This is a genomic window from Rhizobium sp. rho-13.1, from assembly GCF_007000305.1.
In the GTDB taxonomy this organism is placed as follows: domain Bacteria; phylum Pseudomonadota; class Alphaproteobacteria; order Rhizobiales; family Rhizobiaceae; genus Rhizobium; species Rhizobium rhododendri.
In genome coordinates, this window is record NZ_SCFL01000002.1 from 939,631 (window position 1) to 962,069 (window position 22,439).

Sequence of the window (22,439 nt, forward strand, 5' to 3'; positions counted from 1 at the left end):
CGGGGGAGACATCAGCGTATATGCCAGCGAATTCTAACTTTGCGCAGAGCCCCCTCTGCCCTTTCGGGCATCTCCCCCACAAGAGGAGATCCGTCGAGCCTGCTCTGCCAGCCCCACAGGCTTAAGGCGACTTAATCGCAACTCAAAAGGACATCCCGATGAAACTCCCGTTCACCCTGCCGTGGCGTTCCACGGCGGGCCGCAGGGCTGTGGCCGAGCACAAGGCAAGCGGCTCGATGATGACGTTGACGTCCGAGGGTCGGGCGCACTGGACGGGGCGGTCCTATGGGGCGCTGGCGCGTGAGGGGTTCATGAAGAACCCTGTGGCGCATCGTTCGGTGCGGCTGGTGGCCGAGGCGGCGGCATCTGTCTCCTGGCTGCTCTACGAGGGTGACCGGGAAGTTGGCGAGCATCCGTTGTTGTCACTGATGCGACAGCCGAACGGGCGCAAGGCGGGCCCGGATTTCTTCGAAGCGCTGCACGGCCATTTGCTTCTGTCGGGCAATGCCTATGTCGAGCCGCTCATAGTCGGCGGCGCGTTGCGCGAGCTGCACCTGCTGCGGCCGGATCGTGTCGCCATCGTCGAGGGCCGCGATGGCTGGCCGGAAGCCTATGAATACCGCGTTGGCGGCCTCGTGCGCCGCTTTGCTGCCGAGAGCGATGGCCTGACGCTGCTGCACCTGAAACTGTTTCATCCGCTCGACGACCATCTTGGCTTTCCGCCGCTGGCAGCTGCCCAGGTGGCGCTCGATCTGCACAATGCCTCCTCCACCTGGAACAAGGCGCTGCTCGACAATTCGGCGCGGCCATCGGGGGCGCTCGTCTACCAGCCGAAGGAGGGCGGCAACCTGTCGCCGGACCAGTACGAACGGCTGAAACAGGAACTCGACGAAGGCTATTCCGGGCCGATGCGGGCCGGCCGGCCGCTGCTTCTCGAAGGCGGGCTGGACTGGAAGTCGATGGGCCTGTCGCCGAAGGACATGGATTTCGTCGAGGCCCGCAATGGCGCTGCCCGTGATATCGCGCTGGCTTTCGGGGTGCCGCCGATGTTGCTCGGCATCCCCGGCGACAACACCTATGCCAACTACCAGGAGGCCAATCGCGCCTTCTACCGGTTGACCGTCCTGCCGCTGCTAACCCGCACCGCCTCGGCGCTCTCCCTGTGGTTTGCCACGGCTTATGGCGAAGGCCTGCGGCTGGAGCCGGATCTCGACAAGATCGCCGGCCTTGCCGCCGAACGCAGCGAATTATGGGCCCGTGTCGGCCAGGCGGATTTCCTGACAGACGCCGAAAAGCGCCAGGCGGTGGGTTATTGAGGTGGCGCCCGAAATTTGTTATACATCGTATAACAAGATAAGGAGCTTCCCGATGACAAAGCCCGTCCTCTCAGACCCCATCGCCCTGCGTATTCCGGAAGACATCCTGAAGGACATCGAAACCATCGCCAAGGTCTCCGAGCGCAGCCGCAGCTGGGTGATTGTCAGGGCACTGAAATATTACCTGATGCAGGAAGGCAATGACATCCTGCAGATCATGGAAGGCGAGGAACAGATTCGCAATGGCGAGGTCATCGACGCTGAGGATCTGTTTGCAGAGTTACTATCTCCCGTGCAACATGATGCTGCATGAGAAAAATCATTCTTTCGGCAAATGCCGGAGACTATCTGCGGTGCGAGAAGGCCTATCTCGCAAGCTTCAATCCGCGAGCATCAGACACCGCAATGAGACAGCTTCGCTCGGCATTCCGGCTGCTGGCCGGATACCCCCAGGCGGGCGTCGCGGATACAAAGCTGCCGGGTCGTCGGATTTACGTGGCCGGCAATTACATCATCGCTTACCGCGTCGAGCCGGACGCCATCAAGATTTCCTATATCCGGCATGGGCGCCAGCAGGCGCCTGATCTCGACAAGGACGAAGGCGCGGATATTCCCGACACGGATTAGTTCCGAGATTAAATCAAGCCATGTGGGGCCGGCAGCAGCAATTTAGCCGCCCGTTATCCGCTCATTCAAAATATCAAGTTCCTCGCCAAGCCAGCGAAGTTCGGGCGCGAACGGATTCAAAAGACTCACTGAAATCGGAACCTGCCGTCCCATGCCGAGCATGGTCGACGCTGGCAGCGGCATGCGACATCCCGTTCCTAAACCGGAGATCTTAACAATGGCGCACCTTCCAGGCGAGACTTCGCTGTGGGCGACGAGGCTCGTCGGCGCTTCGGCGGGGGCGGCTGTGTCGCTGATCTATCTGCTGCCTAAAACCCGTCGCGAGGCGGCCATGCGCTTTTTCACAGGCCTTGCCTGTGGCCTGATCTTCGGCGGTCCGACAGGCGTCTGGGCGTCCGAGCGGCTCAATGTCTCGCACGTGCTGGCAGCATCGGACATCATGCTTGCCGGCTCCGCCGCCGCCAGCCTCTGCGCCTGGTGGGCCCTCGGCATCCTGTCGCGGCTTGCCGACCGCTACGGCCAGAAACACGACGCCTGACGGGAGCGCCTAAACCGCCCCTGACGGGAGCCGGTAGACCGCCCCTGACAGAAGCGGGCCACTGCCCCTGACGCCATCAACATCGCAATCCGGAGACTTCGCCATGACCGCACCCAGCGTGTCTGCTCGATCCCCCATGGGCATCGACAGCTGCAAATTTGCCAGTCTCGAACTCAGGGGCCTCACCCGCGACGGCAGCTTTTCCGGCTATGCCAGCGTCTTCGGCGAGGTCGATCTCGGCAGCGATCGCGTCGAGCGCGGCGCCTTTGCCCGGTCGCTCGCCACCCGCGGTGCATCGGGCATCCGCATGCTGTTCCAGCACGACCCGTCCGAGCCGATCGGCGCCTGGAAGACCATCCGCGAGGATGAGCGCGGCCTCTATGTCGAGGGCCAGCTGGCAGACGGTGTGGCGCGTGCCCGTGAGGTGCATCAGCTCTTGAAAAATTCCGCCCTCGATGGCCTGTCCATCGGCTTTCGTACCGTCAGGGCCCGCACCGACGCAAAGTCCGGCGTGCGGCACATCCTGGAAGCCGACCTCTGGGAAATCTCGGTAGTCACCTTTCCGATGCTGCCGTCGGCGCGTGTCCAGAATGTCAAGAATGCGCGGTGGTTCCGCGACAGGGAGACCGAGCTCGTCCGCCACATCAGGCGGGCGGCGCGGCAATTGATGACCGAAACCTTCAAACAAGGATGATCGCATGAGCGAGCAGACAGCGACGGCACCGCGCGGTGGTGCCATGGAAATCAAGACAGTGCCGGAAACCGTGGGGGCTGCCTTCGAAGAATTCATGGAGGCGTTCGAAGCCTTCAAGGATGTCAACGACCGGCGCCTCGGCGAGATCGAGGGCAAGCTGACATCGGACGTGGTGACGCGCGAAAAGGTCGACCGCATCAACAAGGCGATGGACGATCACAAGAAGGTCCTCGACCAGCTGGTGCTGAAAAAGGCCCGCCCGCCGCTCGGTCGCAGCCTTCCAGGCTCCGTCGATGCCGCCGAACACAAGGCGGCCTTCGAGACCTACATTCGCCGTGGCGACGCGTCGGGATTGCGCGAGATCGAAGCCAAGGCGCTGTCGGTCGGTTCCAACGGGGACGGCGGCTATCTGGTGCCCGACCAGACCGACACCGAGATCGGTCGCCGCCTGTCGGTGGTCTCGCCGATCCGTGCGCTGGCGACGGTTCGCCAGGTGTCCGGCTCGGTGCTGAAGAAGCCGTTCACCACGCAGGGGCTTGCCTCCGGCTGGGTGTCGGAAACTGCCGCCCGGCCGCAGACCACCGCGCCGCAGCTGGCCGAGCTGACCTTTCCAACGATGGAACTCTATGCCATGCCGGCCGCCACCCAGGCGCTGCTCGACGATGCCGCCGTTGACATCGAGAGCTGGATTTCCAGCGAGGTCGACATTGTCTTTGCCGAGCAAGAGGGTACCGCGTTCGTCACCGGCGATGGCGTCGCCAAGCCGAAAGGGTTTCTGGCGTACCCATCGGTGGCGGATGCCGGCTGGAGCTGGGGTAATCTCGGCTATATCGCCACCGGTGCTGCCGGTGCCTTTCGCACCGCCGGGCCGACGGACGTGCTGATCGATGCCGTCTATGCGCTGAAGGCCGGCCATCGCCAGAACGGCAATTTCGTCATGAACCGCCGCAGCCAGGCAACCATCCGCAAGTTCAAGGATGCCGATGGCAACTATCTCTGGCGGGCGCCGTCTGCCGCCGGACAGCCGGCCTCGCTGATGGGCTTCCCGATTACCGAAGCGGAGGACATGCCGGATATCGCCGCCGATGCGCCGGCCATTGCCTTCGGCGATTTCCGCGCCGGCTACCTCGTCGTCGACCGCACTGGTATCCGCGTCCTGCGCGATCCCTATTCGGCCAAACCCTACGTGCTGTTCTACACCACCAAGCGCGTGCGCAATATGCGTATTGTACACAATGGCAAAGGCCGTGCAAATCCTGTTTTGAAGGGGCTAACAACTTTGCGGAACCGAGCCATAGCAGCCTTAGGAGGGTCGTCCGCGCGATCTTCGGCTCCGAATGCATCAGCACTGCACCTGGCGTATTGGCGTGTCCTGATGCTCCTATTGGACTAGCCAAAAGAGTTGAATTGGACTCAACTCTTTGCTCGCTTCCTAGGACAACGGCAATACTCTGAGTTGCAGATAGCAACTTAAGAGGGTGTTGAAATGTTCAAGGTTTGGGGATTGGTAGACGGCAAGTGGTTTGAACAAGTGTTCGCTTCGGTAGCTGAATGGCGTGCAGAGCGGAAACTGGTCGAACGCTGTGCGGTAGTTGAAGTCCTGGGAATGGCTTCCTTGTAATAGTCTGCGGTTGCCCTTCGATTCGGCTGGCAATATATGCGCTGCTTTAAAGGCTGGAGGACACATGATGACGACGAAACCGGATTTTAACACGCACGTCGAGGGCGACCGGGTTTTTATACAGATTGCACATCTAAGCCCGCAAGCGGAAATCGAGGCATTTTGTTGGCTGCGCGACAATGTCGACCACAAGACAACTGAGGTTGTCTACGAAACCCAATCAGGCCAATCCCAAAAAGATGCGCTTGGTACGTTCTTGCTTTTGATGAGTTCGGGCGCGGCAACCTTTAGGGCGATCGACGTGATAATCATCCTGAACACCGATCCGGCGATTGCATTGCTTTAAAATTGATGGCCCATGGAATATGAAAAAGGCCGGAAGTGTTTCCCGGCCTTTTCCATGTCAATCGATGTCTTTGTAGACTTGGTATCTCCTGATCTTGCTAACAGCGTCGGAACTTATTCCGTACTTCAGACCGGCTGCGGTCGTAGTTTCAGTTGAACGACGGATTTCGCGAACTTCATCGTCGGTCAAGTTTCGACTTAGATTCACGAACTTGAAATTTCCTTCTCCAAAAGGCCGAGTTTCATCTATTCGAACGAGTGTCTTTAGAAACGGCGCACCGCCGGCCCCAATGAGGTCTTTTTTGAAAAGTTCGTAATTTTTCCAACGCTCGGAGACGGTTGCTCCCTGAGCGCCAACGTATTTGTAATCGGGATGATCAACCTCGTAGCAAGACGCCATTAACTTGCTCCACCGGGCGTGAATCCGGCTGTATGTCTGTCGATACTCAGTAGGTGGCTTATGCACGGCCTTCACAGCAGCGACAGTAGGCTCTTCGATTACAGACACAACCGGGATTGAGTTTTCTACCCGGTCTTCGATGTCGTCTTCTGTGTCCTCGGTCTCGACTCTGTCGGGCGAGACAACGCGCTTTTTACGCCAATGACCGTTAAACCCAACAATGTACGCGACGTTGCGTTCGAAAATGATCGGCTTACCCGCTTTATTCGTAGCAATAGGGAATAAGACCTTGCCGCCGCCGATTTCTCGGAAGGCATTATTAGACAGCGGCGGTACAAAAAGCTGCTCAGCTGGAGGTGGGATGAGTGCAGTTTTGGTGTAGCCCATGCGCAGCATGAGGCTGTCGATAAAAACTTGAAGGTTCAGCATTGCAGTTCCTAAAAATGCGCAGCCGAAATGGTTCGTCGGTCTGACGCTGTGATTTCAAAAATGGGGGAGGGTGCCGGAGCCGAAGCCCCGGCTATTAGTTACGCGTCGTCAGACCAGCCGTTTGCTTCGAAGATCTGCGAGAAAATACGATCGGTCCAACCAGGAATTTCGTAGAGTTCAACTTCGAGCGGCGTCTGCGTTGCGAGGTCGAGATCGGTTTCAGGAATGATGGAAATGTTACCGCTGCCCAGAGCGAGAACGATTGAGCAGGAGGCAGGCAGGTAGCAGCGGTACGTGTCGTCGCCCCAGTCGACAGGACGCCACTGCGCAAAGTTGATGCCGTTCAAAAGAACGTTCAAGACGGCTTGGAGGTCGTCGTCGTTGTGGCGACCGTAGTCGGTGCCAAGGATGATTTGGATTTTGTCAGTCATGAGGACTCCATAGGATCACTACCGGAACAAGGTTCCGTTAAACTGCGATTGCGGTTTAGTGATCCGTTCGGCCTGCGAGGCCAGAGTCATAGGCCGAGGCCCACTCACGTTCAGGCGTCGGTATACCTGAAGGCAGCGGGCCGATGCAATAAAAAAGAGCGGGTCAGTTAAGGGTTTGTTAACTTATGGTTAATTCGATAATTTATGGATGAGCATATTTTGGCCTTCGCGCCATGCCACCAGCGTGTTGAATTCTTCAGCTGTCAAATAAGGGGTCCAGTGGGGGATCGTAATGCCCATGATGGGCGCTGCCCCGGCAATGCTGAGCCGTTCCATCATCTGTGCGATGGCGAGGTCATGGGCGATGCGGTCAGTTTGCATCCGGTCAACCAAGCGGGTCACTGCGATCTGTAGGGCGTTGTCGTTGATTTCCTTTTCCGTCATGCTGCGTCGGCCTCCATGTAGACCCAGTTGGAAATTCCAAGAACCAAAATTGTCATGTGGTCAAAAACCGGGGCACCAAGGATTAGGTCGCCGGCGTTCACGCCTGTCCACAAAATTACGCCCATTAGCATTGCGGTACGGATGATGAGTTTCATTTGTTCTCCTCTTTTCCGTATTTACCGACCTGTAAATATCCGACCGGACACAGAACGTGCCGTGGCTGCTCAAGCGGGGAGGCTACAAGGGTCTCCCCGCAGTCGTCTCAAGGGGATATCGCGTGACACCAGAGGAACTTGCCTACTTCGAACAATTTTATCAGCGGGCCAGAAATCGAGCCCAGCAAAACAAACAGCCGTGGGCAATGACCACCTTTGAATGGCTAACGTGGTGGAATGCTTCGGCAATGCGAGCTGCCAAGATGGCTTCCCCGTTGAGCGTGATCGTCATGCAGATCGACCCCAGTTTGCCGTGGACACCCGACAACATGCGGGCGATGACCAAGAATGAGTGGAAGCAAGAGACGAACACCCCACGCAAAGGCAAGGCTGGTCTAGCTGTACCAAAGAACCCCACCATGCGCGTGTTGAGCCGCCGTCAGTGGATCGAGGAACTACGAGCCGAGCAGGACCATAAATAAGCAGCAATGCTGACAAACATTGCTTGTGGCCGCTTTCCTCGGCTTTTCAGCCCACTCGCTTCTTCACAGGCGCGTGGGTTTTTCATGCTGACTTGACAACCACACGTCTAATGATGTGGTTTGGACATTCAAGCATCGGGGGCAGTGCAGTTGCTAAAATTCTTAATCGCCGCTTTGGTGGTGTCAATTCCCACATCGGGGATTTGTCAGTACCTGTCTGGAAATGACATGAATGCGATCTGTAAGCAGGAGGGTCGGGTTGCGGTAAATCACTTCGTGATGGCGGTTGCGGACACAAGCCAAGCGCTGCTCGCAGGTCCCAAGGCACCAAGACTTTATTGTCTTGCCAAGGGTGTAACCGCAGGGCAGCTCGGTGACGTCTTTTGCAAGTATCTTCAGGAAAATCCTGAGCACCGAGAGAAGGCAGCTGCTGGACTGGCAATGGTTGCCTTTATCAACGCATGGCCCTGTCACTAGCAGCCAACGGAGAGCCGTGGACAAGCGGCACAGGCCTTTTCTATATTCTGAGTGAAAACATGGAGGACTCATGGCCTATTTCGTAAAAGTCATTCCGCCTAGCAAGAGGGCTCGCATCCACAGCGGCGAATGCAAGTTCTGTCGCGACGGTCAGGGAATGGAGAACCAAGACAAGGGCAGTGGACCAACCTATTGGCACCCGTCTTACCCCTCCTTGGGGCTTGAGACGGTCGCGGCGGCCAGGAACTTTATGGACAACCTCGGCCCGCGTTATGACGATAAGGGCCTGTGCTCGTACTGCATGAAAGAAGACGCCTAAGCCGACTGGACCTAAATGGCAGCCAATGGAGCGTCATACACACGCGGCAGGCATCCGCGCTGCATTGCACATGGAAGCCGCTGATCGCGCTGTGCGGGCTTCTATTGGACGGAGCGGCTGCATCTAGCGGCAATCTAACCCACTGGATTTGCTGCGAAATCGCGCTACGTCTACCTACCAATAACCCACGGAACTAAGACAAGAACGAGATGGAAATAGCCAGTGAAACTGGTGTTTCCACCGGAAACGGGCGTCAGCCCATGCGCTAGGACGAGCGAGTGCTTTTCGGTTCCACCGAAAACGCGGAGCGAGCCGCAGGCGCTAGCGCTTTGCGCTAATGGGAAATGGAGATAAGTGGGTGCGTCTATATATGTATATTACATATATGGATGTATCCAGTTAACTTCGTATCCTGTTAGTGTAATGCCTATTATAAGACTAATGGGTGTAACCTGTTAACTTGGCTCCGTGAGCGTCGTATCTAAGTCCAGACACCCCGTTACAGTAAATAGTGGGACGCGAATAGGCCCGCGTCGAAACCCCACGAACCTAGACACGCTTTACGGCGGTCTAGGTTTTTCGTTGTTTGCCGTTTTTAAATAATGACGGCCAAAGGGCGCGTAAGTTATAGCAAACATATAAATACATTTGTCGGAAGGGGTTCCGATCACGTTTTCGAAAGGCCTATATTATGTTCAATCAAGAATTAATCCACGAGAATACTGCCAAGTCGGTTATCGCCGCCATCACGCAGGGCAATATGTATCTGCCCGCTGACCTCGAAATGATCCTGCATGATCGTTTCCAGAAGGCCAAGCACGACCAGATTGCCAAGGGCGTGACCTTTAATCTTACCTTCGAGGAATTCCTCGCGCTGATCGGCTCAGGCAAGCGGTCAAAACTTCGCAGGCAGTTCAACCAAGGCACGCTGGTGCCGTTTTTCAAAAGTTGGTCCGGTTACTGCCTGTCATGGAAGGATCGCACCAGTTTCCGATCCAAAATCATGGACGCATCCACGGCCGTGTACACGACGCGTCGCATGAGCAAGCGCGTCAACCAGTTCGAGAAGGGCGACACGCACACCGAAGCCAGCAAGGCGCGTATCAGTGCTTCCAAGACCGGCAAGCCCCGCACCAAGAAGGCCAAAAAGGCGATCAGCAACGGCTTGATGGGCCATGAGGTGTCCGCTGAAACCCGCGCAAAGCAGGCGGCTGCAAAACTGGGCAAGACCAAATCGCCCGAAGAACGCGCACGTATCAGCGCGTCGATGAAGGCAACCAAGGCGGCAAAACGCACCGCGCTCGCCCAGGCATAAATAAGTTATCGACAACATATAAGAAGGAGAAAACTCCCAATGGCATTCACAAAAGGCCACAAGCATTCGCCCGAGACGATTGCGAAAATCCGCGCTGCAAAAACAGGCAAGCCGCTAACGGCAGCCCACAAAGCGGCTCTCTCACAAGCAAAACAGAGCACGCGCGATTTGAACGAGCGCTTGCTTGCAGCGGTCGAGCAGGCGGAAGCCGCTTTGGCCGAGGCAATCGAATTCTTCAAATCCAGACAGCAGCAATAAGAAAACTAAAAGGGAGAAACCCTCATGACACAGCTAGACGATACCCTGTTCACCAACACAACTGCACCGCTTCCACGTAGCAGCACCAGCGCACGCGGACGAACCGTTGCGATCAACACCAGCGAGCTAATTGAGCGTCCATCGAAAGAGGGCAAAGGCTCGGTCAAATACGTGAGACTGTCGGACGTCGACCACAAGCGGCTTTGCGATTTCGTAACCGCCGTGATGGAGCTCCGCGCAGACCTCAGCAACCCATATGCGACGGCTGAGCTCAATGCGATCCTAGACAAGCGCTCGGGCATCTACGGCAAGCAAATCCAAAAGTGGTCCACCCTCGGTGATGTCCTCGTGGGTGTCGCAGCGAAATTGAAGAAGCGTCACAAGTACGTGGTTGGTCGGATGGGCGAAGACCTCAGCGCAAAGCAGCTGGGCGCTATCAACGCGATCATGACGGCTGTTGGCTCCAATGTCATCGTCATTCCAAAGGCGGTGAAGTGATGGGTCATGTCACCTACGTTTCCGATTACACGGTCTCAAAATTCGACAATGAATGCTTTGTCGATATCGAAGACGCGGAATGGGAGCCGAGCGATTACAACATTGACGTCGTCTTGCATGATCACCTCGCGTCGCTGTGGGCGAATAACGAGCCAGTCGACAACCTCGACCTCACCGACATTATGTTCGACGCCATCGTTGCAAGATTTGCCCCATATGTAGCAGGCTACCGTTGCAAGCCAACTGAGAAACATTTTGCCCTCGAACTTCTCATGTCGGAGCATGATCACGCTACGATGCTGCTGAAACTCGCACACGGCTAAGTCATTCCAGAGCAACTCTGACGTGAAACGGTAAATACGGATACCTCGTTAATGGAGTATCCGTATGAGTTTTCAATGGCGCTTTTCTTGGAACAACGGTTTCATTCCACGCCCAAATCTAATCACCAATGGCACCTTTGATACCGATTTCACCGGCTGGACAAACGTGTCCACGGCTCCAGCGTTGGTCCAATGGAGCGCAGGCCGACTAAACCTGAACGTAACGACGGGCACAGCCCGCAGCGATCAGACGCTATCAGGGTTGATCACCGGCAACACGTACCAGTTCGATTGCGACATGACTGGCATTTCCTCGTCGCTGTATATCGGAACAACAGGTCCGGGCTCCATGGACTACTATAACAGCACGATCTCAGCGGGTCATAAGACGGTCTTCTTCACCGCAACCACCAGCCAAGTCAGCGTTCGATTTGCGCAATTTGCCGCTGGCGATTCATTCTACGACAACATCACCCTGCGTCAGATCATCCCGTAAGCGGACCTGCCTCCGCGAATAAATACTAGCACCCCAATAAATGGAGCGCTCGTATGGCCACCACAACTACTCAAGCAACAAGCGTCAACGGAACAGCATGGACGCTGATTGCCGATGGCAGCACAATCCTTTCCGCACAGATCCAGATCGATCCGGTTAGCCCAAGCGTTAATATCGCAGTGGCTCAGGCACTTCCCGCTGTGGCATCGAACGATTTCATCGTTCTCCAGCGTGAACGCGACACCTCGATTGTTCTCACGCTGAACGCCACGGATAAAGTCTACGCGAAGAGCCCATCAGCCAATTCCGTTACAGTACGTGCGAGCCTAGGCAGCAGATAAAATGACATTCTGCTGGCGCATATCGTGGAGCCCCATCGGCTTCTTGCCGATACCGGCCTTGCCATCGGGAGTACCCGTAGTCGCGGTTGCTCCTGTTGCTACGGGAGCCGTGGAAATCGGTTCCACCTTGACCACCGATAACGGCACATGGACCAACTCGCCTACGACCTACACCTACGCATGGTTTCGCGATGGCACGGCAATATCCACTGCGACAGCTTCCACATACGTGAGCGTTCTTGCAGATGTAGGCACATCGATCACCTGTTCGGTCACGGCGACAAACGCCTCGGGCAGCGCAACCGCGACTTCAAACGCGATTGGACCCGTCACAAATCCAGTGCCGGTCACTACTGTAGCGCCGTCGATCACTGGCACAGCCGCAAACGGCCAGACCCTCACCGCACGTAACGGCACGTGGACAAACAATCCCACGCTTAGCAGGGTCTGGAAACGCGACGGCAACACCATTGCGGGTCAAACCGCCGCAACGTACGTCTGTGTGTTTGCTGATGTCGGCTCGACCATCACCACGACCACAACCGCAGTGAATGCCTATGGCACGGCTACCGCGACCAGCAATGGCATCGGCCCAATCGTCAATCCTACGCCAGCGAATACAGCGGCACCCGCGATCAGCGGCACGCCAGCCAATGGATCAACCATCACGGTGTCCGATGGGACTTGGACAAATTCACCCACGCTTGCCTATGCGTGGCAGCGTGACGGCTCGGCAATTCCCGACGCCACCAGCAATACCTACACTGTCGTCAGCGCTGATATTGGCACTCAGATCACCGCAGTTGTCACCGCGACAAACGCCTACGGCACTTCAAGTGTGACCAGCAGGGCAGTCGGACCCATCACAAACCCCGTTCCCGCGAACACGGTTGCCCCTGTTGTTTCCGGCACGACCACAGTGGGTTCGACCCTCACCACGACCAACGGCACGTGGACAAACTCGCCAACCGGCTACACGTATCAATGGCAGCGCGACGGCACAAATATATCTGGCTCGACCAACAGCAGCCGCGTCCTTGTGGCAGCTGACAATGCAACGAATCTTACCTGCGTGGTAACCGCAACTAATGCGAATGGATCGGCTTTGGCCACCTCAAACGCCCTGGGTCCCATCACCACGGTTGCTCCCGTGAATACTGTTGCTCCGACAATGAGCACGACCACAAACGTGGGAACAGTAGTCACCACGACCACAGGAACGTGGACCGGCTCGCCCTCTTATGGGTATCGTTGGTTTATCGGGGGAGTGGCAAAGAGCGGGGCTACCTCAAGCACGTATACGCCGGTTGCAGGTGACTATGGCTTGACCATCTTTGTCCGAGTGACCGGCACCAATGCGGGTGGATCAGCAAGCGCGGATTCGAACTCCAGCATCGTAAGCCAGCCCGATCCAGTCAACACGGCTGTGCCCACGATCACTGGTACACCCCAGGTTGGCAGCACGCTCACCGCAAGCAACGGCACGTGGCAGAATTCGCCCAGTACCTATACGTACGTGTGGTCAGCCAGTGGGGCACCTATAAGCGGTGCGAACACTGCCTCTTTCACTGTGACATCCGCGCAACTCGGATCGACCCTCACAGTTGCCGTCACTGCGACCAACCTTCACGGATCAGCCACAGCAAGTAGCGCGGCGACAGCTGCTGTAACTGCGGCATCAGCAGCTGCAACATGGGACCCATCGAGCATTTCGCCAAACCTCATCCTCAGCAATAGCAACCGCACTGTTCAATGGACTGGCACAGGTTCCGCACTGGCAGCGGTAGCGGGAACTACGCAAATCCCCGCAACAGGCACATGGTACTTTGAAGTCACGACCACCACGGCAGCAGGAACGGCAGTTGGCTTTTGCAACGCGGCCTTTCTCAGCGGCATTTCAACAAACACAGCAAGCAATCCCGCGGCCTCGGCCAACGCCATCGCTTGGGTCTCGTCAACAGGTCAGATCACCTACAACGGTACCAACAAAGTTTCAGTTGGTACGAATGGGAACGGAGGACTGGCACGCTTTGCAATCAACATGGATACGAAAAAGTTGTGGTGCTCCAACGGCACAACGACAAGTTCACAGTGGAACGGCTCGAACTTCAACAGCGTGGGCGGTAGCGGCGGCGTAGACCTCTCCGGCTTGGGTGCTGGTCCCTTTTATGTGGTTGGCTATCTCGGAACCAGTGGCGGCAATCTTCTCACGCGTTTCAAGCAATCGGAAACCGGCGTAACAACCGGTGGCAGCGGCGGTGGTTACTCGTGGATCGGCGGCGCATAAATACGGATGCGGAAGTGAACGAGCCGCACAAGTTTCTCCAAACTTAGGTAAAGCCCGCTGTTAACCCCGGCGGGCTTTTTCGTGCCGTAAATATGCGGCGGGAATGGTCCCGTATACAGACGTTGGTCCTCATGAGAAAGTCTGCTGCAAACGTGGCAGGCTTTTTCTTTGACCCCCGACCCCCTCAAGGTTCCCGAGCGCGACAAAATTTCATCAGCCATTTTCTTGACGTAGGCGGGCCAGCGCAGCCTAATAAGAGCAACCAAAGCCCTTACCTGCGCAAGCACTAAAGTATTTTTAAACTCACGGTCGAGTTTGCGCGCTCGCTCGACCATCCCGCTATAATGAAACTGCAAGAGAGCAACCAAACAACGTCGGGGACCAAGCCATGAATTTCGAATTTTATAATAAGTTTAAGTTGATCATCCACCCAAGAGTTTTGTCGTTGCTGATCTACGGACTTCTTGCGGTCAAGTCATCCACGATCCTTACTTTGGTTCTGGCGGTTCGGCTTTAAGGGTTTTCGCTAAACCTCAAACGAAAAAGGCGATCAACTTTGCCGTGAACTGAGAATCACGCATACTCCCAAGGTTGGAGGAGCCGCTGTCTTGAAGAACTTTACATCGCAGAATTGGGTTAAGTCCGGTATTTTCATTACCGTCATCTATGTGGTGGTGGTTGGGGCATGGATCGCTCACAACGAACCCGCCTTCACGCAGAAATTCACCGACCTCAAACTGAATGAGATTGGCGACGTGCTTGCTGGCTTCTTTGCGCCGCTAGCATTCTTCTGGCTATTCGTGGCTACAATGATCCAAGGGCAGGAACTCGTGCTGACCCGGAATGTAATGAAGGAACAATCCGAAACGTCAAAGCAGCAGGCCGCATCAGCTGCCGAACAAGTCAAGTTCCTTGAGGCGCAAACCGCAGCCATGCAAACACAGGCGGATACAGCCAAGGAGACTGCCTATTTCCAGCATCGAATGGCGATGTTTGAAAAGCGCGTCGAGGTTTACAACGAGTTCCTACGGTTCGCAAATCAGCACCGCGACGCGAATTTTTATGGCCAGGACGATTACGACGCACTCGACAATCTCAGGCGCAAATCAGAATTTATTTTCGAATCAGACATACCCTCTTGGTTGTTAGATATTGTAAATGCAATCGGTGAGGCAATGCGATTGCAAGAACGCATGATTAACTGCGACTGGGAGATTGCAACGCAAATTTCATATTCCGACAATGAAGTCATAGGTTTAGGTAGTTCACAGGCGTCAATTGCCCATCCTCCGGAGAGCAACATTGAGGCTATCGAAGTGGAAAAAGAGCGCTTGAGAGTGATCAAGGCCGAAATAAGTTCGGAAACGAAGGAATTAGATTCGTGGTTCTTTGAACAATACATGCATGACGAAATCGACATGCAGTTCAACAAGTATTTAAATTTGAACATTGCGAAGTGAGAAGCCGAGTCCGATAAGGGGAGAAAGGCCAAAGGGAGCAACCCCCGCTGGCCTTACTCATCGTTGCTACCCAAGTCATCGGCGCTTCTAGAGCCTAGATCAGAAGGTCCACCAGCATTGCGCCATGTGAATGCGGTGCAATCCATGCAACGAACAGCATGAGCAGCATCCTCATCACCTTGGGCTCCAACGCGAACTTGAACTTTTTAAACCATTCGAATTTCACTGTCATAATCCTTTTGTGTGCCCATCTCGCAAGATGGCGCAGTTGATTGATCCCAGTACGCTCGTTATCGCGTCCTAGGGTTTGTATGCGGCTTACTTGCAGAAGCATTTGTTGGTGCGCTGCCTCTGTATCTTGTGGCGATTGTTGCGGTAAACACTAAACTTAGTATTAAACGATCAATTTCTCCAGTTTGCTTACTCGCTTTCTTTTTTTGTTGGATTCAGGTTCGCTGCGAGGGAGGGACGCGATTTGCGAACCACCATCGTTGATGTTGAGACAATTATTGAGAAGGAACCGGCCTCGTTTACATATCCGGTTCGTCACCGCCGTAACGTGATCTTATTAAGTTTGTTTCGGCCTCGATCGTCAAGGGCTGGTTTTTAATGTTCCGCTAACCACAATATCTGGTGGGTGAGCCTGTGGAAACAGAGGGAAACGAGAAAGCCGTGCAAAGTCAGATGCTTGCGCTGAGATGTTGCTATCCGGCTACCAACTTGCGCCTATATCGCACCAAGAAACGAACCAAAAGGCGACAAGATTTTCATCGTTGCAAAATGGTCCGCAAGGCGAATCCAAGGGGGGGATTCGGAAACCAATAAGTATGGGATGAGCAAAACACCCACTTATAGAAACAAACTAGAATCAAAGGTCGCTGCAACACTTCCTGCAGAATTTCAATATGAAACCAAGCGATTGCCCTTTCAACTTACGAAACATTACCTGCCCGATTTCGTCAATGAATCCGCCAAGGAAATTCTTGAAGTCAAGGGAAGGTTCACAGCGGAAGATCGGCAGAAGCATAGGGCCATCGCCGCGCAGTACCCGGACTGGAGCGTGACCATCGTGTTTCAGAACCCTGATGCTAAGATCAGCAAGACCAGCAAAACCACTTATGCGGCATGGTGCGATGCCAACGGGATCAAATGGCGTAGGGCTTGAGCGACTGACCAAATGAGCCCAAAAGTAGTTGTGCTAAACCCCTCTGCCGCAATGGTTGTTCGAAACATTCGCGAGTAAGATGCTTCGAACCTAAGCGGAGGCAGGCATGAGCGAGGCAGTTGAGGACATTTGGGCCGGGGATCTTCTGGAGCGAGAGACCGCCGCTGGCCTCCTCTATACGTTTGTTGTCAGCCGAATGAGTGAGCGAGCCTCGGCAGGCAAACACGGCTCCTACGTGATGAATATCGACGCGGAATGGGGGCAGGGCAAATCCTTCTTCATGGAGCGCTTGCACAAGCAGGTGCTAGCAAATGGCCACCCAGCGGTTTTTATCAACGCATGGCGCGATGACTTTTCCGACGACCCGTTCACCGCAGTGCTTGCGGAGTTTGCCGCGTATATCGAGGAGTTTGAAGCCCGAGATAAAGGCGTCAAAGACCGCTTGCTGAAACAACTCGAAGTGGTCAAGCGAAACGCCGGCAAGTTCATGTGGATCGCCGCAAAGGGGATGACGGGAAAGTTGATCGAGAAAGCCATTGGCGGTGGCAAAGATGAAATCGCCGGGCTTCTCGATGGCTTCGCGTCAGATGAGACCATCACTACGGCAGCCGAAGTTGTAGAAAAGCCCCTAGCAGACATCGTAACCGCTGCTGTGGACAGCTATGCGACAGCCAAGATTGAGGAATTTGCCGCAGCAAAGAAGAGCATCTTCAATTTCGAACAGAGTTTTGGAGAGATAGTCGAGGCACTACGGCTAGACGGAAAGGCCATGCCATTCTTTATCTTCGTGGACGAGCTCGACCGATGCCGCCCAACTTATGCGATTTCGATGTTGGAACGGATCAAGCACCTGTTCAACGTAGAAAATGTTGTCTTTCTGATTGCAACGGATACGGAGCAGCTGGCGCACTCGATTAAGGCGGTCTACGGGGAGGGCTTTAACAGCCAGAAATACCTGAGCCGGTTCTTTAACCGACCATATACTTTGCCTACGCCTAGCAGATACATGCTCGTTAGATCTATGGCTGACCGATATGGTTTGGATTATTCAAAGTTTTATGTGCCTTATCGTATCGAAGACTACTGCGAAGTTATTACCGCGATCGCTAACCATTACAACATAGATAATAGACGGCTTGAGCATATGATGGACGTGTTGGCGAGTATAACCACCGTCTGGAATTATCAAGTTCCGATACATCTAATCGTATTAATACCGCTCATCATCGCTGTATTGGAAAAAACGCCAACAAAAACTGTAGCGGAAAGAAGTGACTTTTTTATCCGTCCTAACAGGCTGGGGCACTATTTGCAGCTCCCTACTAAATCCATACCTGGAGCAGATGCATTGTCTGTGGCTGATTGGATTAACCGCACTATGGGTTTCGTAAGTGATACTACGCTAGGAAAAGCGGCCCTTGAGGTTCAACGGGAACTGAATAACGCCAATGGCTCGCCACTCCTTCAAGACATTGGCTATTGTATCATGCAAGAGTTGCGTGTTCGTGGGGAGGCTGCTTCCAGCCTGATCAATGATTATCCGGAAATAATCAGTTCTATGCGCGGCTTCACCAAATTCGAAACGATTAGTGGAGACTGATTTAGGATTGGGATCAATATCCGATCAGTGCAGCGGGCTCGGTTACTTGTCACAATGTACACATCCTCACGGCCCGCCCAATCTCGTCCCGGGCTTTTGCCGACAGCTGGCTGACCAACCAATAGCCATGGCTACCTTGCCCTAACGCTCTGCGTCTTCCACCACAGCATACTTCCACACCATATAAGGGCAACCGATCTTTTCACTCGCCCTTACATTCTTTTGGCAGCAGACACAGAACGCACATTCTGTGTCTGAGGTTCGAAATGAAATACGTCGCGTACTATCGGGTATCCACTGCAACGCAGGGGCAATCAGGTCTCGGCCTGGAGGCACAGCGCAAAGCCGTGCTGAATTACGGTGGCTCTGATCCAATAGCGGAGTTTACCGAGGTCGAGAGCGGCAAGCGAGATGATCGGCCCCAACTAACGGCAGCGCTGGCACTGGCTAAGGCCAATGGCTGTGTGCTGGTCATAGCGAAGTTGGATCGGCTGTCTCGCGATGTCCACTTCATCTCGGGTCTGTTGAAGGAAGGCGTGCCCATCAAGGCCGTGGACATTCCTAATGCGGATAACTTCCAGTTCCACATAATGGCCGCTGTGGCTGAGAAGGAGAGGGAGATGATCAGCGAACGGACCAAGGCGGCCATCGCAGCTAAACGGGCGAGGGGAGATGCGTGGGGAACAAACCTACGGCGATCAACGGCAGCAGATGCGTTCGCCGCTACACTTGATGCAACGGTCAAGGAGATCGTTGCGGACGGTGCTGTATTGCCCGCACAGATAGCACGAGAGTTAAACGGACGTGGTCTGCTTACGGTCAATGGATCGCAGTGGGGTAGTGGCCAAGTAGTCCGATTGCTAAGACGAATCAATGGTTGACGGTACTAATCGATGGCAACATAACAACGATGTGAGCACGCTAAGCATTACTCACAGAGTCCTTAGGAGAGTCACTGGTCGCGTTGGTGCAATACCTACAATGCACTGCGTATAATGCATAGGACCCAGTGGAAGAGCCTCCTAAGGACTCTCTTTTACTATCAGTATTAAATGTTGTTTTTTTGGGGGGGGGGCTCGCACAGAGCACTCACCCCCCCCCGTAGGTTTGGAAGTAAAACCTGTATAGTGCACCAATAATTTTTCTACAGTCTGAGATTGTTCCCAAATTTTTGATAGACTACCGAAAGTTTTCATTCGGTGCCATGTCAATGCTAAAGAATCTAACCCTTCAAGATATTGCAACGTTCTCAATCATCTTTTGTGGTGTTGTAGCAATTGGAGAAGCCGCAAATGTATTCGGATTTCTTTCTGTTGTCGGGATCAACTTTCTCCCGAGTCTTATCGATGGGAGTTTCATAAATCTCGTATTACGAGGCGGCCAATTCGGCCTACTGTTTTTGATAATTGCGGTAATGACGGACGATGCGATTAATACCGCAATCAAGCAGAATATTAGCCCAACCCGTGTGCCCCCGCTGGTGACCATTTTTCTAATAGCGACTAGCATCGCTTGCCTAATATTCACATTCAGGGATGTTAAAATTTCGTCGAATACGACGGCGATGTTGTGGGCATTGGAGCTGTGTACTGTAATAATATATTGCCTTTGGTCTATAAAAGTATCAAAAACGACAAATATATTCACCTTCGTACTTTTCGTCGTAATCTCCAACGTATTCTGCTTCGTATGGGGGCAGCGTTTCGCGGTCGACGCACTTGATCACGGTTCAAAGTATACGATCCACGCAGATGATAAAAACTACGCTAACGCAACAGTTTTAATGACCACTGCAAATGGCGTCTTAATTAAATCTGGAGGTGAAATAATATTTTATAACTCCAACCATCTGATATCGATGTCAAAGACCTATGAACCATAGCATGTTTTGACGCGTCACTTGCAATGCTGAGACATTTTTTCTGTACTCACAGGTGTTTCTCAAATTTTTTGAAACCGAGCCAGGAAGTTCCCTAAATCAAATCTAGATCTGTGTTCGCCAACTTCCACTGCACAGCATCGCCAGTTCCCTTCAACAGGACCCCGCATTTCTTGATATCTTGCTCAACGCCGTTTGCTTTGATGTTCATGCTTACGCTTAGCAAATCGATGGTGTGGTCCAGCGTGACTTTCTCCAGCAGCAAATCGGGGCGGGTTTTCTCATTGAGATACCGACTGAATCCCGTGCGATGGCTAATCCCGCTGCTGCAAAGGTAGTTGGTCTTTGCATAATCCAATTCCAAAAATGTGCCACTCAAAGCCTCAAGGATGTATTCACAAATCCAACGGCGGTCTGCTTTGTCTTTTTTGTCCGCGTGGAGCACCCAACTCGTCGCGTTCAACTCGTGTATCTGCGGGCCGTTGTACGCTTGTAGGTGGTAGAAGGTTCCATTGTGCCACAAATCCACGCTGCCGTTGATAGCCGTGGGATTGTCGCGGACAAATTCAATCGTGCTGCGCATGCCAATTCTCCTGTTAAAGAGAACATACACCGCATGAGTCCGCTTATTGCAATCAACCTCTGCGGGTAAGAGATCCGTTGTTCCAAGCGGCCAGTTCCGCAGCAATTGCTTTGCGTTTTTCCTCGATAGCCAGTTCTCGCTCTGCCTGTTTGATCACCATGCGTTCCGCTTTTGTCAGCCGCACTGCGATTTCTCGCACCACTTGTTTAGATGGGATTTTCGCCTTTGATCTCGATTTGATCCGGGGGAACTGCCATTCCACATTGTCGGGTGAGAATCCTAGCGTGGGGTCCACTGGTGCAAGAAATCGTCTTCCCGGTACGGTGGGCGTTCGCTCCCACATATCGGCGATAAAACGATCAATGCTCGACCGCCATTGCTCAACCACGAATTCATCGCTGTTGATCATCCTGAGGTATTGCAGTCTGAGAAAGGAATCCTTGTCCATGGCAAATCATAGGAACATAACGCGAACATTGTCAATGCGTCTGGCTGGGCAAGCGGAAATATTATGTGAACCCAAGGAATGATTAAACGATTGACGCGAGTGGGGCAGTCACGGCAAAACTCAATTGCCAGTTAGACCCCTTATGTGGCGCCCCCACGTCGACATGAGACCCCCTCGCTTGGTCTAACTGGCATTACCGTTAGCAAGTTTCCAAGCCGCTACATCACTGGCGTTGTCGAAAACTTTGTAGACCCGCGTGTTCTCCAAATACATCCAGCGCTGGCGCAACGGCCACGAGTTGCCTTGTTGGATTTCCAACGCATCGAAAAAGGCTTGGTTTTCATCCCACGTCTTGATGTCGAAGGTTTTAAAGTCGTCCCAGTACGTGGGGGTACTCACGGTTCCTTCTCCGGCAGCTGCCGCAAATGCCGCGTTTTGCTGCTCTGCTTGCCATTGAGTAATATCCTCGATGTGCTCTGTGGATATCTCACTGACGATACCGTGTGCGGTTTCCGCATTTGATCTCAAGCCGACCAAAATGTTTTCAACCGCAGCACTGGCCGTGGCGTAGTCCCAATCCGGTATATCGGCTAGTGCATTTGCCACGACTTCGCTAATGTGGGGCTCGTATGTGGCCAACGCGGCTAGATCGCGCTCGATCACCTCAACCAGTTCATTCTTGTCCATTGCGCACCTCCACGTGTTCAACCACCAGTGGCGCATTAGCCGCAGCAATTGTGGCTTTCTTTTCGTCCCACTGCGCAAGCATGTCCAAAAGGCTGCTCATGTCCTGTTTGTGGGTGACATCAACATCAACGCTCTGCTTGGCCTGACCCCATCCACGATCTAGCAGAACTTTTGCTGCCTGAACGCGTGAATTGCCGTTTTTGCCGTTTCGCATCTCATCGGCTAGTGTATCGATGGCTTCCATGGTCAACGCTTTGGCTGCTTCCACCACATCCGGTGGAACTGGTGGACGACCGCTGGGATTGCCGCTCTTGCCCTTCTGAAAGCCCGCTGCGATCTGCTTGGGTGTGCGGGTGCGCTTGGGTTTATCCGTCATTGCATTTCACCCGTCGCGATCACGCGATCTACCCATAGGCTAATCTGATTAGCGGGCATACTCGCGGCACTTGGAACGGCTTTGATGATCCGCCAGTAAACGGCATTTCGGACATTGCGGGCTTGTTTTGCTTTACTCGCCATCGGCAACCTCCAGCGGCACAACTCGACCGCCCACGTCTCTCAGGAATATGTCTTCATCGTTGGGGTTATCGAAGATGATGCTAAAAGAGTTCTCGGTGACATCGCCGATCACATAATGGCCCTCAAGGTTCTTCTCGATCCAACCACCGTATCGGGCTTTGACCCAAACCTCGGTTGCTTCCGCCACGCTGAGTTGTGGGTGCTTCTCGATTGTGTCCTGCACAGTGGTGCGGAGATAACCCCCCGCGATATTCATTAGAACTCTGCTCATATGCGCTCCCCATTGATTTCTACTGATATTT

The 22,439-nt window shown here is 54.1% G+C and carries 33 protein-coding genes; 21 read left to right on the top strand and 12 right to left on the bottom strand.

The features are described 5' to 3' along the window. The first annotated feature begins 158 nt into the window (after nucleotides 1-158). Genes EQW76_RS11055 through EQW76_RS11065 form a run of 3 tightly spaced genes read left to right on the top strand, consistent with a single transcriptional unit; the run spans nucleotide 159 to nucleotide 1,943 of the window. Nucleotides 159-1,316, top strand: a complete 1,158-nt coding sequence (locus tag EQW76_RS11055; RefSeq protein WP_142824388.1) for a phage portal protein — start codon at nucleotides 159-161, stop codon at nucleotides 1,314-1,316. A gap of 52 nt (nucleotides 1,317-1,368) precedes the next feature. Next, entirely contained in the window at nucleotides 1,369-1,629 is a 261-nt protein-coding gene (locus tag EQW76_RS11060) for a ribbon-helix-helix protein, CopG family (RefSeq protein ID WP_142824389.1), read from the top strand. Beyond that, nucleotides 1,626-1,943: a type II toxin-antitoxin system RelE/ParE family toxin gene (locus tag EQW76_RS11065; RefSeq protein ID WP_142824390.1), complete on the top strand. Its 318-nt coding sequence runs from the start codon at nucleotides 1,626-1,628 to the stop codon at nucleotides 1,941-1,943. The genes EQW76_RS11060 and EQW76_RS11065 overlap by 4 nt, the downstream gene beginning before the upstream one ends. A gap of 42 nt (nucleotides 1,944-1,985) precedes the next feature. Here EQW76_RS11065 and EQW76_RS29015 read toward each other — a convergent pair whose 3' ends face one another. Continuing rightward, a complete protein-coding gene (locus EQW76_RS29015; RefSeq protein ID WP_153816482.1) occupies nucleotides 1,986-2,126 on the bottom strand; it encodes a hypothetical protein in 141 nt (46 codons plus the stop codon). Between the two features lie 34 nt (nucleotides 2,127-2,160). On the opposite strand from EQW76_RS29015, the gene EQW76_RS11070 reads away from it, so the two are divergent. The 4 genes from EQW76_RS11070 (at nucleotide 2,161) to EQW76_RS11085 (ending at nucleotide 5,142) form a co-directional block, all read left to right on the top strand. Further along, entirely contained in the window at nucleotides 2,161-2,481 is a 321-nt protein-coding gene (locus EQW76_RS11070) for a DUF6107 family protein (RefSeq protein ID WP_142824391.1), read from the top strand. Between the two features lie 103 nt (nucleotides 2,482-2,584). Further along, nucleotides 2,585-3,175 carry an HK97 family phage prohead protease gene (locus tag EQW76_RS11075; RefSeq protein WP_202617138.1) on the top strand — a complete coding sequence of 197 codons (591 nt, stop codon included), beginning with the start codon at nucleotides 2,585-2,587 and terminating at the stop codon, nucleotides 3,173-3,175. Between the two features lie 4 nt (nucleotides 3,176-3,179). Next, nucleotides 3,180-4,568 carry a phage major capsid protein gene (locus tag EQW76_RS11080; protein ID WP_142824392.1) on the top strand — a complete coding sequence of 463 codons (1,389 nt, stop codon included), beginning with the start codon at nucleotides 3,180-3,182 and terminating at the stop codon, nucleotides 4,566-4,568. 292 nt (nucleotides 4,569-4,860) lie between these two features. Then, a complete protein-coding gene (locus EQW76_RS11085; RefSeq protein WP_142824393.1) occupies nucleotides 4,861-5,142 on the top strand; it encodes a hypothetical protein in 282 nt (93 codons plus the stop codon). A gap of 57 nt (nucleotides 5,143-5,199) precedes the next feature. On the opposite strand, the gene EQW76_RS11090 is transcribed toward EQW76_RS11085, so the two are convergent. From EQW76_RS11090 to EQW76_RS29020, 4 genes are all read right to left on the bottom strand, one after another. Beyond that, nucleotides 5,200-5,970 (bottom strand): hypothetical protein, encoded by a 771-nt coding sequence (locus tag EQW76_RS11090; RefSeq protein WP_142824394.1) that lies wholly within the window; start codon nucleotides 5,968-5,970, stop codon nucleotides 5,200-5,202. 98 nt (nucleotides 5,971-6,068) lie between these two features. Further along, nucleotides 6,069-6,401: a hypothetical protein gene (locus EQW76_RS11095; RefSeq protein ID WP_142824395.1), complete on the bottom strand. Its 333-nt coding sequence runs from the start codon at nucleotides 6,399-6,401 to the stop codon at nucleotides 6,069-6,071. A gap of 189 nt (nucleotides 6,402-6,590) precedes the next feature. Beyond that, nucleotides 6,591-6,845: a hypothetical protein gene (locus tag EQW76_RS11100; protein WP_142824396.1), complete on the bottom strand. Its 255-nt coding sequence runs from the start codon at nucleotides 6,843-6,845 to the stop codon at nucleotides 6,591-6,593. Beyond that, nucleotides 6,842-7,000: a hypothetical protein gene (locus EQW76_RS29020; RefSeq protein ID WP_153816509.1), complete on the bottom strand. Its 159-nt coding sequence runs from the start codon at nucleotides 6,998-7,000 to the stop codon at nucleotides 6,842-6,844. Before EQW76_RS29020 ends, EQW76_RS11100 begins: the two co-directional genes overlap by 4 nt. 122 nt (nucleotides 7,001-7,122) lie before the next feature. Here EQW76_RS29020 and EQW76_RS11105 point away from each other — a divergent pair, with 122 nt between their 5' ends. The 9 genes from EQW76_RS11105 to EQW76_RS11145 all read left to right on the top strand — a co-directional run bounded on the left by EQW76_RS11105 (nucleotide 7,123) and on the right by EQW76_RS11145 (nucleotide 11,509). After that, nucleotides 7,123-7,482: a hypothetical protein gene (locus EQW76_RS11105; RefSeq protein WP_142824397.1), complete on the top strand. Its 360-nt coding sequence runs from the start codon at nucleotides 7,123-7,125 to the stop codon at nucleotides 7,480-7,482. A 120-nt stretch (nucleotides 7,483-7,602) separates the two neighbouring features. Continuing rightward, nucleotides 7,603-7,959 carry a Rap1a/Tai family immunity protein gene (locus tag EQW76_RS11110; RefSeq protein ID WP_142824398.1) on the top strand — a complete coding sequence of 119 codons (357 nt, stop codon included), beginning with the start codon at nucleotides 7,603-7,605 and terminating at the stop codon, nucleotides 7,957-7,959. A 70-nt stretch (nucleotides 7,960-8,029) separates the two neighbouring features. Continuing rightward, on the top strand, nucleotides 8,030-8,278 hold the full coding sequence (locus tag EQW76_RS11115; RefSeq protein WP_142824399.1) for a hypothetical protein: 249 nt from the start codon (nucleotides 8,030-8,032) through the stop codon (nucleotides 8,276-8,278). 691 nt (nucleotides 8,279-8,969) lie between these two features. After that, on the top strand, nucleotides 8,970-9,593 hold the full coding sequence (locus EQW76_RS11120; protein ID WP_142824400.1) for a hypothetical protein: 624 nt from the start codon (nucleotides 8,970-8,972) through the stop codon (nucleotides 9,591-9,593). A gap of 39 nt (nucleotides 9,594-9,632) precedes the next feature. Then, nucleotides 9,633-9,851 (top strand): NUMOD3 domain-containing DNA-binding protein, encoded by a 219-nt coding sequence (locus tag EQW76_RS11125; RefSeq protein WP_142824401.1) that lies wholly within the window; start codon nucleotides 9,633-9,635, stop codon nucleotides 9,849-9,851. Nucleotides 9,852-9,875: 24 nt separating this feature from the next. Beyond that, on the top strand, nucleotides 9,876-10,349 hold the full coding sequence (locus EQW76_RS11130) for a hypothetical protein (RefSeq protein WP_142824402.1): 474 nt from the start codon (nucleotides 9,876-9,878) through the stop codon (nucleotides 10,347-10,349). After that, entirely contained in the window at nucleotides 10,349-10,672 is a 324-nt protein-coding gene (locus tag EQW76_RS11135) for a hypothetical protein (protein ID WP_142824403.1), read from the top strand. Before EQW76_RS11130 ends, EQW76_RS11135 begins: the two co-directional genes overlap by 1 nt. Before the next feature lie 64 nt (nucleotides 10,673-10,736). Then, nucleotides 10,737-11,168, top strand: coding sequence for a hypothetical protein (locus tag EQW76_RS11140; protein WP_142824404.1), 432 nt, complete (start codon nucleotides 10,737-10,739; stop codon nucleotides 11,166-11,168). A 53-nt stretch (nucleotides 11,169-11,221) separates the two neighbouring features. Further along, on the top strand, nucleotides 11,222-11,509 hold the full coding sequence (locus EQW76_RS11145) for a hypothetical protein (RefSeq protein ID WP_142824405.1): 288 nt from the start codon (nucleotides 11,222-11,224) through the stop codon (nucleotides 11,507-11,509). Here the strand turns inward: EQW76_RS11145 and EQW76_RS29025 are convergent. Continuing rightward, the gene (locus EQW76_RS29025; RefSeq protein ID WP_153816510.1) at nucleotides 11,495-11,635 is read right to left on the bottom strand and encodes a hypothetical protein; all 141 of its coding nucleotides are present in this window, start codon (nucleotides 11,633-11,635) and stop codon (nucleotides 11,495-11,497) included. The two genes, EQW76_RS11145 and EQW76_RS29025, sit on opposite strands and share 15 nt — an antisense overlap. Nucleotide 11,636: 1 nt before the next feature. On the opposite strand from EQW76_RS29025, the gene EQW76_RS11150 reads away from it, so the two are divergent. Then, nucleotides 11,637-13,796: a hypothetical protein gene (locus tag EQW76_RS11150; RefSeq protein WP_142824406.1), complete on the top strand. Its 2,160-nt coding sequence runs from the start codon at nucleotides 11,637-11,639 to the stop codon at nucleotides 13,794-13,796. Here the strand turns inward: EQW76_RS11150 and EQW76_RS11155 are convergent. Further along, nucleotides 13,772-14,152, bottom strand: coding sequence for a hypothetical protein (locus EQW76_RS11155; RefSeq protein ID WP_142824407.1), 381 nt, complete (start codon nucleotides 14,150-14,152; stop codon nucleotides 13,772-13,774). The two genes, EQW76_RS11150 and EQW76_RS11155, sit on opposite strands and share 25 nt — an antisense overlap. Nucleotides 14,153-14,404: 252 nt before the next feature. Between EQW76_RS11155 and EQW76_RS11160 the strand changes: the two genes are divergently transcribed. From EQW76_RS11160 to EQW76_RS11175, 4 genes are all read left to right on the top strand, one after another. Next, nucleotides 14,405-15,256, top strand: a complete 852-nt coding sequence (locus EQW76_RS11160) for a hypothetical protein (RefSeq protein ID WP_142824408.1) — start codon at nucleotides 14,405-14,407, stop codon at nucleotides 15,254-15,256. A gap of 832 nt (nucleotides 15,257-16,088) precedes the next feature. Beyond that, nucleotides 16,089-16,421, top strand: coding sequence for an endodeoxyribonuclease (locus EQW76_RS11165; RefSeq protein ID WP_142824409.1), 333 nt, complete (start codon nucleotides 16,089-16,091; stop codon nucleotides 16,419-16,421). A gap of 106 nt (nucleotides 16,422-16,527) precedes the next feature. Then, on the top strand, nucleotides 16,528-18,021 hold the full coding sequence (locus EQW76_RS11170; protein WP_142824410.1) for a P-loop NTPase fold protein: 1,494 nt from the start codon (nucleotides 16,528-16,530) through the stop codon (nucleotides 18,019-18,021). Between the two features lie 266 nt (nucleotides 18,022-18,287). Further along, nucleotides 18,288-18,902: a recombinase family protein gene (locus EQW76_RS11175; RefSeq protein ID WP_142824411.1), complete on the top strand. Its 615-nt coding sequence runs from the start codon at nucleotides 18,288-18,290 to the stop codon at nucleotides 18,900-18,902. A 1,092-nt stretch (nucleotides 18,903-19,994) separates the two neighbouring features. On the opposite strand, the gene EQW76_RS11180 is transcribed toward EQW76_RS11175, so the two are convergent. From EQW76_RS11180 to EQW76_RS11200, 5 genes are all read right to left on the bottom strand, one after another. Beyond that, nucleotides 19,995-20,483 (bottom strand): hypothetical protein, encoded by a 489-nt coding sequence (locus EQW76_RS11180; RefSeq protein WP_142824412.1) that lies wholly within the window; start codon nucleotides 20,481-20,483, stop codon nucleotides 19,995-19,997. Between the two features lie 52 nt (nucleotides 20,484-20,535). After that, on the bottom strand, nucleotides 20,536-20,931 hold the full coding sequence (locus tag EQW76_RS11185) for a hypothetical protein (RefSeq protein WP_142824413.1): 396 nt from the start codon (nucleotides 20,929-20,931) through the stop codon (nucleotides 20,536-20,538). A 183-nt stretch (nucleotides 20,932-21,114) separates the two neighbouring features. Further along, nucleotides 21,115-21,618 (bottom strand): hypothetical protein, encoded by a 504-nt coding sequence (locus EQW76_RS11190; RefSeq protein WP_142824414.1) that lies wholly within the window; start codon nucleotides 21,616-21,618, stop codon nucleotides 21,115-21,117. After that, nucleotides 21,605-21,994: a DUF5681 domain-containing protein gene (locus tag EQW76_RS11195; RefSeq protein WP_142824415.1), complete on the bottom strand. Its 390-nt coding sequence runs from the start codon at nucleotides 21,992-21,994 to the stop codon at nucleotides 21,605-21,607. Before EQW76_RS11195 ends, EQW76_RS11190 begins: the two co-directional genes overlap by 14 nt. A gap of 132 nt (nucleotides 21,995-22,126) precedes the next feature. Then, on the bottom strand, nucleotides 22,127-22,408 hold the full coding sequence (locus tag EQW76_RS11200; protein ID WP_142824416.1) for a hypothetical protein: 282 nt from the start codon (nucleotides 22,406-22,408) through the stop codon (nucleotides 22,127-22,129). Nucleotides 22,409-22,439: the final 31 nt, after the last annotated feature.